At 32.2% G+C, this 13,190-nt stretch carries 12 protein-coding genes; 8 read left to right on the forward strand and 4 right to left on the reverse strand.

Annotated features, from left to right (window positions below; translation table 11 throughout):
• Positions 1 to 284 precede the first annotated feature (284 nt).
• The 3 genes from HNP99_RS08730 to HNP99_RS08740 form a co-directional block, all read right to left on the reverse strand.
• Complete coding sequence (locus HNP99_RS08730; protein ID WP_173852995.1) at positions 285 to 917, reverse strand: nitroreductase family protein; 633 nt, start codon at positions 915 to 917, stop codon at positions 285 to 287.
• An 83-nt stretch (positions 918 to 1,000) separates the two neighbouring features.
• Positions 1,001 to 1,585 (reverse strand): TetR/AcrR family transcriptional regulator, encoded by a 585-nt coding sequence (locus HNP99_RS08735; protein WP_173852996.1) that lies wholly within the window; start codon positions 1,583 to 1,585, stop codon positions 1,001 to 1,003.
• A 9-nt stretch (positions 1,586 to 1,594) separates the two neighbouring features.
• Complete coding sequence (locus tag HNP99_RS08740) at positions 1,595 to 1,978, reverse strand: DoxX family protein (protein ID WP_254596843.1); 384 nt, start codon at positions 1,976 to 1,978, stop codon at positions 1,595 to 1,597.
• Positions 1,979 to 2,394: 416 nt separating this feature from the next.
• On the opposite strand from HNP99_RS08740, the gene HNP99_RS08745 reads away from it, so the two are divergent.
• Genes HNP99_RS08745 through HNP99_RS08760 form a run of 4 tightly spaced genes read left to right on the forward strand, consistent with a single transcriptional unit; the run spans position 2,395 to position 7,027 of the window.
• Positions 2,395 to 3,027 (forward strand): TetR/AcrR family transcriptional regulator, encoded by a 633-nt coding sequence (locus HNP99_RS08745; RefSeq protein WP_173853317.1) that lies wholly within the window; start codon positions 2,395 to 2,397, stop codon positions 3,025 to 3,027.
• A complete protein-coding gene (locus HNP99_RS08750; RefSeq protein WP_173852997.1) occupies positions 3,017 to 4,348 on the forward strand; it encodes a TolC family protein in 1,332 nt (443 codons plus the stop codon). The genes HNP99_RS08745 and HNP99_RS08750 overlap by 11 nt, the downstream gene beginning before the upstream one ends.
• Before the next feature lie 11 nt (positions 4,349 to 4,359).
• Positions 4,360 to 5,439 carry an HlyD family secretion protein gene (locus HNP99_RS08755; RefSeq protein ID WP_173852998.1) on the forward strand — a complete coding sequence of 360 codons (1,080 nt, stop codon included), beginning with the start codon at positions 4,360 to 4,362 and terminating at the stop codon, positions 5,437 to 5,439.
• A 1-nt stretch (position 5,440) separates the two neighbouring features.
• On the forward strand, positions 5,441 to 7,027 hold the full coding sequence (locus tag HNP99_RS08760; protein WP_173852999.1) for an MDR family MFS transporter: 1,587 nt from the start codon (positions 5,441 to 5,443) through the stop codon (positions 7,025 to 7,027).
• Positions 7,028 to 7,140: 113 nt separating this feature from the next.
• On the opposite strand, the gene yaaA is transcribed toward HNP99_RS08760, so the two are convergent.
• Entirely contained in the window at positions 7,141 to 7,899 is a 759-nt protein-coding gene (gene yaaA, locus HNP99_RS08765; protein WP_173853000.1) for a peroxide stress protein YaaA, read from the reverse strand.
• A gap of 398 nt (positions 7,900 to 8,297) precedes the next feature.
• On the opposite strand from yaaA, the gene HNP99_RS08770 reads away from it, so the two are divergent.
• The 4 genes from HNP99_RS08770 (at position 8,298) to HNP99_RS08785 (ending at position 13,137) form a co-directional block, all read left to right on the forward strand.
• Complete coding sequence (locus HNP99_RS08770) at positions 8,298 to 9,086, forward strand: phosphatase PAP2 family protein (RefSeq protein WP_173853001.1); 789 nt, start codon at positions 8,298 to 8,300, stop codon at positions 9,084 to 9,086.
• Between the two features lie 235 nt (positions 9,087 to 9,321).
• Positions 9,322 to 10,317 (forward strand): LLM class flavin-dependent oxidoreductase, encoded by a 996-nt coding sequence (locus tag HNP99_RS08775; RefSeq protein WP_173853002.1) that lies wholly within the window; start codon positions 9,322 to 9,324, stop codon positions 10,315 to 10,317.
• A 284-nt stretch (positions 10,318 to 10,601) separates the two neighbouring features.
• A complete protein-coding gene (gene nhaA, locus HNP99_RS08780) occupies positions 10,602 to 11,789 on the forward strand; it encodes a Na+/H+ antiporter NhaA (RefSeq protein ID WP_173853003.1) in 1,188 nt (395 codons plus the stop codon).
• Entirely contained in the window at positions 11,773 to 13,137 is a 1,365-nt protein-coding gene (locus HNP99_RS08785; RefSeq protein ID WP_217424407.1) for a TIGR00341 family protein, read from the forward strand. Before nhaA ends, HNP99_RS08785 begins: the two co-directional genes overlap by 17 nt.
• Positions 13,138 to 13,190 lie beyond the last annotated feature (53 nt).

Below are 13,190 nucleotides of genomic sequence, written 5' to 3' on the forward strand. Positions count from 1 at the left end.
TATTTTTACCCATCGTTATTTGAATTTTGCAACTCTAAATTACGATTATTTTAAGAAGCCATTAATTTGGCTTCTTTTTTTATCGGACAACAATGATTCATTACTTATTTGTTCCAAATAATTATCAGCCTATCCTTTTTCTTAATCTAAAATAAATTCAAGAAAAGAATTAGTAAGACTGTTACTTTTAACCTTTATGCTATGCTTTATTGACTATCAAATTAATCTTTTCAATTAAGAAACAACCACAATAAGAACCCCAGACAGTCAAAAAGAGTTTTTTATTAATCAATAAGAGTAATCATGTCCTCTTTACTTTTTCTTACTTTAACTAGGTTCACTAACCAGTCATTTTCAGCGTCTCTGTAACCTATTGGTAGAATAACACAACTTCTAAGACCTTTTTCTCTAAGGTTTAAAATTTTGTCTAATTCATCAGGATCAAAACCTTCCATTGGTGTGCTATCAACTGCTTCAAAAGCTGCAGCTGCTATTGCTTGAGAAAAAGCAATATATGCTTGTCTTGCTGCATGTTCAAAATTAACTTGCGGATCTCTTTGTGGATAGGTACTCAATAACATTTGACGGTAATTTTCCCATCCTTCATTTGTTCCACCACGTTGTTCATTTGTAAGATCAAACATGGTATTGATGCGTTCTGCAGTGTAAGTATCCCAAGCAGCAAATACTAATAGATGTGAACAGTCAGTAATCACTGATTGATTCCATCCAATAGCTCTAATTTTTTCTTTAATCTCTTGATTGGTTACTACCATAATTTCAAAAGGTTGCAATCCGCTAGATGTAGGAGCTAAAATTGCGGCTTCAAGAATGTTATCTACTTTCTCTTGTGCCACTTTTTGTCCGTTCATTGCTTTTGCAGCATAACGCCATCTTAATTTGTCTAATAATTCCATTGTTCTTTTTATTTATGTTTTGATTTGTTATTCTAATCTCTATTCTAATTCTAAAATCGCTGCTCTGTTTGTTGTTTTATAAATCAAGCATTTAATCGGATACTGTCCCAAGCGGCTTGTAGCGCTTCATTTATAATTTCTCTATCCAAAGGGCAAACCCCTCTACTTTCCATATTCATTAAAAAAGACATGGGATAAACCGTGTAGGCATACAGCAAATACGGAGAAATATTCTTTATGATTCCGTATTTTTTTCCTTGTTCCCACAAATCAAAAAGCGGTACCATCTCTTTCAAGCCTTTTTGCCTTGTTACTTCATCAATCATGGGCGTGTTATCGCATTGTGATAAAAAGGAAGCGTCTTCTTTATAGTTCAGTTTATAATCAGCCATGGCTAACCATATCTTTTCAAAGCTTTCCTTAACTGGATTTTCTGGTTTATATTCTTTAAAAGCTGCTTTAGCAAAAGTAGTTTTTACATCTAAATACAATTGATTCACTAAATCTTGCTTGCTTTCAAAATAGAGATAAATTGTTGCAGGCGAAACATTAGCTATTTTAGCCACTTTTGCCATTGATGCACTTTGGATTCCGCCATTATTGACCAAGCCTAAAGTTGCCTTCAAGAGTGCAGTACGTTTGTCTTTACTTTTTTGTAGCAATGCCATAATTAATGCTTATTTATAATAAATTGATTTCAGTTTCCAACTTATTCCAATGAAAATAAATTGTATTGGTAAACGAATTAATGCTGCTTGATGACTTCCTATTGCAGGAGCATCTGAAAAAACATCCCAAACATGTATGGGTAAAAAAACAAGCATTAAAATTAATAACCCTAGCGCCCCCATACCTTCTGATTGTTTGAATAATAACATTAAACCAATGGCAATTTCGATTATTCCAGAAATATAAATTATTGCAACTTTAAAAGTCAAAAAATCAGGTACAAACGGACTATAAAATGCGGTATTTGTAAAATGTTGCACTCCGCCGTAAATCATAAAAATTGCCATCACTATTTTGATTACTTTCCAAAACACCACTGCTTTACTATTCATTTTCTTGTTATTTTTAGAATACAAATATATTTAAAAAAGAATGAACGTTCATAAATTTACAGTTAATTAGCATTTATTTAATATTGAAGATCATTTTAATAATAAGGATAGTAAAACATACTAGGATTAAGTATTTCTTTGGCTTAGCCAAAAAAATAACCACAAAATCATTTACTTAATTAAAATACTTAAGCACTACATTACAGGCTGATACAACAATAATCCTTTTTAACAATCTGCTTAAGTATTTATTGAAAGATTAAACTTTTAACGTGATATTTTTAGATCAAACCATGCCTAACAGGAAATTAACATCAAAAACCCAAATACTATTTATGTTAATTTTTTGTTAAAGGAAAATTAAACAAGCGTTTAAATTAAACAGTTGTTTAATTTTGCACTGTAAATAAAATATGATGGCTAGTACAACTGATTTTACCGACAAACAAATTCATATTCTCCAAGTAGCCGAAACGCTATTTGCTGAGAAAGGGTTTGATGGTACTTCTATTAGAACGATAGCTAAGGCAGCTAAGATCAATATTGCCATGGTATCGTATTATTTTGGATCAAAAGAACGTCTCTTAGAATCACTAGTGATCTTTAGAACGACTAATTTAAAATTGTTAATTGATAATTTATTAGCGCAGGAAGGGAAACCTATTGAAAAGGTAAATAAGTTGATCGAAATTTACATTCATCAAATAAACGCCAACAAAGGGATTTATAGAATATTACATTTTGAAGTTGCTACTAAAAAGCGTGATTTAAACATCAAAGCCTTTAATGATTTAAAGAAAAGTAACCTTAAATCTTTAGAGATAATTATCAAGCAAGGACAAGCAGAAGGCGCTTTTAATAAAGAGGTTTCTATTCAATTAGTAACTCCAACAATTTTAGGTACTTTTTTTCATTTTCATATGAATAAAGAATATTTTGTTGAAATATTAAACCTAACAACCGAAGAATTATACAACAATTACATATTAACCAATCTGACAAAACACATTCAACAAACAATCAAAGCACTTCTTATATATGAAAGTTAGTCAATTCATGCTTTTTGGAATTTTCTTCATTGGAATTTCCTCAGTACAAGCACAAGAGAAAACAAGTTTAACATTAGATGAAGCCATTCACTTAGCTTGGGAGAAAAGCAACCAAGTTTCGCTGGCCAATACTAAAGTAGAAACTAAAAAACAGGAGTTACAATCCGTTAAAAATAGTAGCTATCCAGATTTAAAAATTTCTGGGCAATACCAATATTTAACTAATGCATCTGTAGATTTTAAATTAAATAACAGTGCAAGCAGTACAACTGCTGGTAGTCCGTCTATTAATCAATTATTAGTAGGTCAAGTAAATGCTAGTTTGCCTGTCTTTGCTGGTTTCAAAATTCAAAATAGCATTAAAGCTTACCATCATTTATATGAAGCTGAAAGTGCTAACGCATTGCAAACTAAGGAAGATATTGCGATGCAAGTAGTGAATTATTATGCTGCACTTTATAAAGCAGAAAAAACCGTTGAATTATTAAAAGAAAATCAAAAAAGCGCTGAACAACGTGTTACTGATTTTTTAGCTTTAGAAAAAAACGGAATTATTCCGCGTAACGATTTACTTAAATCGCAATTACAAGCTTCTAAAGTGCAACTTTCATTAGATAATGCAAAAAGTAATTTGAACGTGATTAATTTTGAATTAGTGAACCTTTTAAAAATGGATCCTAGTACCCAATTAACAATCAAAGAAAGTGACTTTGCTGACTTTCAAATGAACAACATCCCTACTACTGATGCTAGCGCATTTGAGAATCGTAAGGATTTAGAAGCGGTTCGTTTACAACAACAAGCAAGTTTAGATTACATTAAAGTTGCTAAAAGCGGATACTATCCTTCTATTGCAATCATAGGTGGTTACACTGCTTTAGACCTTAAAAATGTCATTACAGTTCAAAATGCGATGAACATAGGTGTAGGAATATCTTATGACTTAAGTGGGATTCTTAAAAACAGTACAACAGTAAAAATTGCAGAGAGCAAAGCATTAGAAGTTAAAAATCATGAAGCTTTGTTAACGGACCAGATCAAAATCCAAGTTCAAAAATCAATTGAAGATTATGACTTAGCTTTAAAGCAAGACATTGTGTACAACCAAGCTGTTGAACAAGCATCAGAAAACTACCGAATTATTAAAGACAAATACGATAATGGATTATCTGACACTAATGATTTATTAGAAGCAGATGTTGATCAATTAGAGTCAAAAATTAATAAGACATTGTCAAAGGCAAATGTTATTCAAAAATATTATGAACTGCTTACTGTAAGCGGACAATTAAACCAAACCTTCAATCTTTCAAAAATATAATCAGTACCAAAATGGAAAAGAAAAAAACAAATAAAAAGTTTATCATAATTATTACTTCACTAGTTTTATTAGGTGTTGCTTATGGTTCTTACAAATACATTCACTCCCTTTCTCACGAAACTACTGATGATGCTCAGGTTGAAAAAAACATGAACCCAATTATCCCAAGAGTATCAGGGTATGTGTCTAAAGTATATATCAAAGACAATGATTTTGTAAAAAAAGGAGATACTTTGTTTACAATTGACAAGAAGGATTACCAATTAAAAATTGACGAAGCAACAGCGGCATTGGCTGCAGCCGAAGGAAATTTTCAAGTTTCAAAAGCTGATGCAGGAAGTATTTTAGCCTCTGTATCTGTATCTGACGCAAATGTAAGATCAGCAGCTGGAAATATCGAAACTGCAAAAATTAGACTGGGTCGTGCCACTAGTGATTTTGCTCGTTATGAAAACTTATATAAAACGCATACCATTACTAAACAACAGTATGAGCAAGCTTTAGCCGCTAAACAAGAAGCAGAAAGTCAAGTACGTATTTTACAACAACAAGAAAAAGCAAGTTCTTTTCAAACGTCTGTAATTAAAGCTAAAGGAAACGTTTCTAACAAACAAACAGATGTTGCTGCTGCAAATATTAAAAGAGCACAAGCAATGCTTGAAACTGCTCAATTGAATTTGACATATACAGTAATTACCGCTGCAATTGATGGTCAGGTTTCAAAAATTGATATCCAACCAGGACAACTTGTTCAACCAGGGCAATCTCTTTTTTATATCATCAATAATACTGAAGCTTGGGTTGTAGCTAACTTTAAAGAAACGCAATTGAATAAAATGGTTACAGGTCAAAAAGTAACTATTAAAGTAGATGCTTACCCTGATTATGACTTTAAAGGAACACTTACTTCATTCTCACCTGCAACAGGATCACGTTTCTCTATTTTGCCTCCTGATAATGCTACAGGTAACTTTGTAAAAACAATTCAACGTTTACCCGTAAAAATTAGCATTGATGCTGATAATGATATCGAAAAAATAAAACTATTGCGTCCAGGTATGAATGTGGATGTTGATGTACATATAAAATAAAATGGTACAAGGACAAGGACAAGACGATTTAGTAGAATATGGCTTTAGAAGGGTTATTATTACAATTACTGCTGTACTATGTGCATTGCTAGAAATTGTTGATACCACTATTGTTAATGTTGCGCTAACAAATATGAGAGGAAGTCTTGGGGCTACACTTACAGATGTTGCTTGGGTAATTACTGCCTACGCTATAGCAAATGTTATTGTAATTCCTATGACGAGCTGGTTGTCACAACAGTTTGGTCGACGTAATTATTTTGCGGTTTCTATTATTATATTTACCGTTGCCTCTTTTTTATGTGGTAATGCAACAAATATTTGGGAGCTAGTAGCATTTAGGTTCATACAAGGTCTAGGTGGAGGAGCATTACTTGTAACCGCACAAACCATAATCACCGAAAGTTATCCCATGGCAAAACGTGGAATGGCACAGGCTATTTACGGTATGGGGGTTATTGTTGGGCCTACATTAGGACCACCATTAGGAGGTTATTTAGTAGATCATTTTTCATGGCCGTATATTTTTTATATCAACATTCCTCTAGGAATTATAGCTACACTTTTAACATTAAGCTTTGTAAAAAGTCCTAAATATGGTGAAAAACTAAAATCAAATCAAGTAGATTGGTACGGTATTATATTGTTAGCTTCATTCATTGGTTCTTTACAATTTGTTCTAGAACACGGGCAACAAGACGACTGGTTCAATAATAATTTGATTGTCGCACTAAGTGTGGTATCGGTTTTTGGATTAATATTATTCATCTGGAGACAGTTAACCTATAAGCACCCTATTGTAAATTTAAGCGTTCTTAAAGATGGTAATTTAAGAATAGGAACTTTAATGAGTTTCATCTTAGGATTTGGTCTCTACGGTTCTACCTTAATTATACCTATTTATACACAATCCATTTTAGGATGGACTGCAACAGATGCTGGTTTATTATTAATCCCAGGATCAATAACAACTGCGTTCATGATGCCTATCATAGGTAAATTGATTCAGCGTGGTGTACCACAAGGGTATATGGTTGGTGGTGGTTTTTTTGTGTTTTTTCTCTTTACTTTGATGATGCACAATGCCATGACACCTGATACTGGTGTTGAACATTTATATTGGTCATTAATATTAAGAGGAATTGGACTGGGACTATTATTTGTACCTATTTCAACCTTAGCATTATCAACACTTTCTGGTCAAAATATTGGTGAAGGTGCTGCTTTCACTGGAATGATGCGTCAATTAGGAGGTTCATTTGGTATTGCAATTATCACCACATTTATCACCCGTTTTAATCAAAAACATCGTGTAGATCTAGTTGCTCACCTTGACGGTACAAGATACCAAATTCAAGAACGTTTGAACTTGTTGCAAAAAGGATTCATGTCTAAAGGATACACTGCTAATGAAGCTTTGAAAAAAGCATACCAAGCAATTGATTATACTGTAATGAAACAAAGTGCCGTTTTATCATATATGGACATTTTTTATTATTTAGGAATTATGTTCTTATTTTGTATTCCTATTATCTTTTTAATCAAAAAAGGAAAAAATAAAATCGACCCTGCTGATGCCATGCATTAATTAAATAGCTTAAATTCATAAAAAAACTTCGCTAAAAACATTCTTTAATAGAGTGTTCTTAGCGAAGTTTTTATTTATAATAGTTTTTTATTTTTTTTATCGAAAACCCTACATTATCGTGTGAAGACAATATGATTTCCCTTAGAAAGATTAGCATCAAATTGATAACCATCATAGTTAAATCCTTTTAAGTCATCAATAGTTTTAGCATTTGTATCAATAATATATCGCACCATCATTCCGCGTGCTTTTTTTGCATAGAAACTAATTATTTTAAGTTTTCCATCCTTATAATCTTTAAAATCAGGTGTAATTACAGGAACTTTTAGTGCTTTTACATCTACTGCCGAAAAATATTCATTACTTGCAAGATTTACAAACAGCTCGTCATCTTCCAACTCTTTGTTTAAGCTATTAGTAATTGTTTTTTTCCAAAACTCATATAAATTTGCTGCTTCATCAATAGGCAATTTGGTTCCCATTTCTAAACGGTAAGCTTGGATTAAATCCAAAGGTTTTAAAACACCGTACAAACCCGATAAAATTCGTAATTGATCTTGTAGTAAATCAATTTTATTGGAAGGAATAGAATATGCATCTAAACCAGTATAAACATCTCCATCAAAAGTATAAATTGCAGGACGTGCATTTTCAGTAGTAAAAGGCGTTTTCCAGTCTTGATTACGTTGCCAGTTTAAGTCAGCTAACTTATCAGATATATGCATTAATTCAGACAATTGTTTTGGAGATTCTTTCTTCAAAACCTTCTGGATTTGTCTGGATTCTTTCAAAAACAAAGACTCCGTATATTTAGTGGTAGGCAATTCTTTATCAAAATTTAAAGACTTAGCCGGTGATATTACAATTTTCATAGTCAGAATATTTCTGGTTGTTTTAATATAAGCCAAAAATACAAATTGAAAACTAAAAAACAGGAAGCCTTAAATTGAATTGTTCAATAAGGCAATAGAAATTTTAAATATAAGCTGCTTAATTGTAGCATTTCAGCCTGGTTCTAAAGTTTTTATTAATAAGACAAAATAATATTTTACTACAAAAAAAGAGCTTTGGCTACAGCCAAAAAAAACTATTCTTCATTTCTTTAACCAACATTGAAAATTCTAAAAAGTCATTACTAATCTTAATCAAGCCTTAAGAATAATGACACTATTTGAATTACATAATCAGCTACTTTTATCCCTATTTTAAAATGAATAATTAAAGCATAATTAGCTGTCTTTTAAACCTATTAATTTCAAATAAAAATAAAATGATTCGTATAAAAAATGTTGTAGTACTATTGCTAAATCTTATTTTTATAAATACGATCCACGCACAAATGCAAGTAGAAAAAGACACTGTAAACGTTGCTATTTCTAAAAAAAGTAATTTCAGCTACAAGCAACTTATTGTTCCTGTCGCACTTATGTCTTATGGACTTATTGGGATAGAAAGTGACTATATTAAAGGGGTTAATAGCGAAATCAGTGAAGAAGTGGTTGAGAATATAGATCGCAAAATATCTATTGATGACTTTTCACAATACGCTCCTGCAGCAGCTGTTTATGGCTTGAATGCAATGGGAATTAAAGGAAAACACAATTTAAAAGACCGAAGTATTATCCTAGGTTCTTCATTTTTACTAATGTCGGCTACGGTATTAATTTTAAAATCTTCCACAAAAATTGAACGTCCTGACGGAAGCAGTAAAAACTCTTTTCCATCTGGTCACACGGCAACCGCCTTTGCAGGAGCGGAGTTTTTATGGCAAGAGTACAAAGATGTTTCTATCTGGTACGGAATTTCAGGGTACATTGTAGCTTCAGGTACGGGTATTTTCAGAATTTACAACGATCGTCACTGGCTGACAGATGTAGCCATGGGTGCTGGAATAGGAATTCTAAGTACTAAAATCGCTTATTGGACCTTCCCTCTATTAAACAAAAAAAATAAAAATCCCGAAATAAATACCACTACTACTAACAACAACACAACCATGATTGTTCCTTTTTACAATGGCAAACAAGGCGGATTAAGTATGGTAATAAATTTAAAATAAATATAATTTACACTATTCTAAACTACCTCTTGTAGGTTTAAAATAGTTTGTTTTCCTATTTCAAAACTGCCGCTTATTAACAAACAATTAGGGTTCTAACAACCCAATAAAAGCAGCCTTTATGTATCTTTGTACTACTACATAAATTCTTTTTTCATTCTCTAAAAAAGGAACTCTTAAAGTAACACAGACTGGCCGTAAATAGTAGTTAGCATAGTCTTTAGAACATACAAATATGAAAAATAATTTCAATACAATCCCATTATCCATATTAGATTTAGCTGTAGTTCTTGCAGGTAAAACACCAGCACAATCTTTTAAAAATAGTGTGAGTTTAGCACAAAAAGCAGAGTCGTTAGATTACCACCGTTTCTGGTTAGCTGAACACCACAACATGCCGCACATTGCCAGTTCAGCAACGAGTATTTTAATCGCTCATGTAGCCGAAAATACTAAAAAAATCAGAGTAGGTTCTGGTGGAATCATGTTGCCTAATCACTCCCCGTTAATGATCGCAGAACAATTTGGCACCTTAGCCACATTATTTCCTGGAAGAATTGATTTAGGAGTAGGAAGAGCACCTGGAACAGACCAATTGACCTCTAGAGCATTGCAGCGAAACGATCAAGCTGCTTATGAATTCCCAAAAACGGTTCAAGAACTTCAAGAATACCTTTCAGCAGAAAATAGCCATGCGGCTGTACGAGCAATTCCAGGAGAGGGATTAGATATTCCTATTTGGATTTTAGGTTCTAGTACTGATAGTGCTAAACTTGCTGCAGCAATGGGACTTCCATATGCGTTTGCTAGTCATTTTGCTCCGCAACAATTAAAACAAGCATTGTCTATCTATAGAAATAATTTTAAGCCTTCAGTACATTTAAAAGAACCCTACGTTATTGCTTGCGTTAACGTAACTGCGGCTGAAACAAATGAAGAAGCTAGAATTCTAGCCACCTCAATGGAAAAAATTTTCTTGGGAATTCTAACAAACAACCGCCAACCATTACAGCCCGCAGATCCTAATTTTAAAGTTATTGACGAAGCTAAACAAGTGATGCAACAGTTTTTAGAATATTCTTTTGTGGGAAGCCCTACTGAAATAAAAGAGGCTTTATCAAACTTTGTAAACGATACCCAAGTAGATGAATTGATGATTGTATCCCACATTTATGATCATGATGCCCGCTTAAAATCGTATGAAATTGTAAAAGAATTACAAGAAAAATAATAAAACATACAAATAAAAACCTAATACATTAAGCACTAATTATTTATTTGGTTTTTAATATAGCACAACAGAAAAATTAGAGTTAAACTTGATGAAAATTCAATAAAACAAAATTTCTGTTGTGCTATTGTTATATAAAAAAGCCAAAAATTGGTTAATATTTATGAATAACTACGGGTGGTTTACTAACAATTTGCCTATTTTTGTAAATCGGGTAATTATCCCGCATAACCTAATACTAATTGACATCATCTGTCAAAAATAAATACATAAAGACCGTGCACATGAAAAGAAAAATGAAGAAGACCATTAAGAAAATTTACAATGGAGACTTATTTAAAGAATTTTTTGATAATGAAAAAGCAACTGGATTAATCTTAATCGCATGTACTTTAGTATCATTAATCATGGCAAATTCTATATTTGGGAACCAGTATTTACACACTTGGCACAGCAAATTTGCAGGAGAAAGCCTTGAGTATTGGATTAATGATGGTTTAATGACTATTTTCTTTTTATTGATAGGTCTTGAATTAAAAAGGGAGATTAATAACGGAGAATTATCAAATATTAAAGATGCTTTATTACCAATATTTGCAGCAATAGGCGGAATGTTTATTCCTGCAGGATTGTATTTACTGTTTAATTACGGTACTGTTACCCATTCAGGAGCCGGAATTCCTATGGCTACAGATATTGCTTTTGCATTAGGAATTTTATCCCTTTTAGGAAATCGTGTGCCACTTTCTTTAAAAATATTCTTAACCGCTCTAGCTGTAATTGATGATTTAGGAGCGATCTTAGTAATTGCTATTTTTTATACAAAAACAATCGTATGGTTGAATTTATTCATTGCATTAGCTGTATTTGCTGGTTTACTTGTAATGAACCGTATGAAAGTACGTAGCTTAACTCTTTACCTACTTGGTGGAGTTGTTATGTGGTGGTTTATGCTACATTCAGGTATTCACGCTACAATTACAGGAGTATTACTTGCCTTTACAATTCCGTTTTGCAATGGTGAAAAAGACTCTATTTTTTCACAATTAGAAAGAGCTTTACACAAGCCAGTAGGTTTCTTTATCTTGCCTCTTTTTGCTTTAGCAAATACCGCAATAATTGTTAGTTCTGATATTGGAGAAACATTAGCGCAGCATTACAGCATCGGAATCGCTTTAGGATTAATAGTAGGAAAACCACTAGGTATTTTCTTCTTTAGCTTTTTAGCAGTTAAATTAGGTGTTTGTAAACTGCCAGCTGATTTAAACTGGAAAACCATTGCTAGTGTTGGATTCTTAGGTGGAATAGGGTTTACAATGTCAATTTTTATTACCCTACTAGCTTTTGATGATCAAACTATCATAAATAATGCTAAATTTGTGATCTTATTATCTTCATTAGTAGCTGGTCTTTTAGGATTCATGCTACTAAAAAGTACCTTAAAACAGGAAAAAATTGAAAGCACTAATTGATAAATTACTTGATTACATCAACTTAAACGCGGGAGAAGATGATAAATACAGGGTATTAGAAAATGTAACATCTAATATTTCCTTTAGAGGTTCAAACCTTTGGATTTTAGCGTGTGCTATTGTTATTGCTTCTATTGGGTTAAATGTTAACTCAACAGCCGTAATTATTGGTGCGATGCTTATTTCTCCATTAATGGGACCAATTATTGGTGCTGGTTTTGGACTGGGTATTTTTGATTTTGATTTGCTAAAAAAGTCTTTAAAAAACCTTTTAGTAGCAACCGTAGTTGGTCTAGTTGTATCAGCAGTTTACTTTTATATTAGTCCGTTTAAGGAAACGCAACCTGAATTACTATCTAGAACAGCACCTAATATCTATGATATTCTAATTGCTTTCTCAGGTGGTTTAGTAGGGGCAATTGCAATTACTAGAGTCGAAAAAGGGAATCCAATTCCTGGTGTTGCTATTGCGACTGCATTAATGCCTCCGCTGTGTACAGCAGGATACGGTATTGCAATAGGAAGTATGAAGTTCTTTTTTGGGGCAATATACCTCTACTCTATCAATTGTGTATTCATTTGTATTTCAACCTTTTTCATTGTTACTTTCTTAAAATACCCTAAGAAAAAACAATTAGAGGAAAAAAATGAGAAGAAAGTAAAATACATTATTACTACGTTAATCACTATTTTGATATTGCCAAGCATCTATTTTGCTTACCAATTATTCGAACAAAAAAATTACCAACATCAAATAGATGTTTTTATCGAAAATGAATTCTCTAACAAAGGAATTGCCATTTTATATAAGAAAACAAAATTTACCGAAAGTCCTAAAAAATTAGAGCTTGGTTTTTTAAGTAAAAAATTTACCGACAAACAAATTAAAGGCTTTAATGAGAAGTTAAAAGAGTATAATATTCCAAATACTAAACTGACTGTACTTCAAGATACAACCGACTTAAAAACGGATATATTAAACGAAATAAAATACAACAAGTCTGTATTGAGTGAAAAAGATGTTGCCATTTTAAGTCTTAAGAAAGAAATTCAAGCCAATAAATACGATAACAAAGCGTTGCTTGGAGAAATAAGAATTTTATTTCCAGAGGTAGAAAACATTGCGGTTTCTAATCATACTTTTAATGAAAGTACTGACAGCACAAGTACCATTCCGGTATTGATTTATAAAAGTAAGCTACCTTTAAATGACCAAAACACCATAAAACTTACTAACTGGTTGCAGCAACGTCTTTCTAAAAAAGAAATAGAGCTTTACAGACAACCACTAAAAGTAGTCAAAAAGCTAGAAACTGTAACTAAAAAGCCAGTCGTTAAAAAGAAATAACATTTTTACTAAACATAAAAAAGTCCGCTCTAGAGCGGACTTTTTGTATTCTA

It is taken from the genome of Flavobacterium gelidicaeli (genome assembly GCF_013294005.1).
Taxonomy (GTDB): Bacteria; Bacteroidota; Bacteroidia; order Flavobacteriales; family Flavobacteriaceae; genus Flavobacterium.

Bases quoted from the DNA above. Each gene is read 5' to 3' on its own strand.
- HNP99_RS08730 (WP_173852995.1), bottom strand. From the start codon at position 917: ATGGAATTATTAGACAAATTAAGATGGCGTTATGCTGCAAAAGCAATG.
- HNP99_RS08735 (WP_173852996.1), bottom strand. From the start codon at position 1,585: ATGGCATTGCTACAAAAAAGTAAAGACAAACGTACTGCACTCTTGAAG.
- HNP99_RS08740 (WP_254596843.1), bottom strand. From the start codon at position 1,978: ATGAATAGTAAAGCAGTGGTGTTTTGGAAAGTAATCAAAATAGTGATG.
- HNP99_RS08745 (WP_173853317.1), top strand. From the start codon at position 2,395: ATGGCTAGTACAACTGATTTTACCGACAAACAAATTCATATTCTCCAA.
- HNP99_RS08750 (WP_173852997.1), top strand. From the start codon at position 3,017: ATGAAAGTTAGTCAATTCATGCTTTTTGGAATTTTCTTCATTGGAATT.
- HNP99_RS08755 (WP_173852998.1), top strand. From the start codon at position 4,360: ATGGAAAAGAAAAAAACAAATAAAAAGTTTATCATAATTATTACTTCA.
- HNP99_RS08760 (WP_173852999.1), top strand. From the start codon at position 5,441: ATGGTACAAGGACAAGGACAAGACGATTTAGTAGAATATGGCTTTAGA.
- yaaA (WP_173853000.1), bottom strand. From the start codon at position 7,899: ATGAAAATTGTAATATCACCGGCTAAGTCTTTAAATTTTGATAAAGAA.
- HNP99_RS08770 (WP_173853001.1), top strand. From the start codon at position 8,298: ATGATTCGTATAAAAAATGTTGTAGTACTATTGCTAAATCTTATTTTT.
- HNP99_RS08775 (WP_173853002.1), top strand. From the start codon at position 9,322: ATGAAAAATAATTTCAATACAATCCCATTATCCATATTAGATTTAGCT.
- nhaA (WP_173853003.1), top strand. From the start codon at position 10,602: ATGAAAAGAAAAATGAAGAAGACCATTAAGAAAATTTACAATGGAGAC.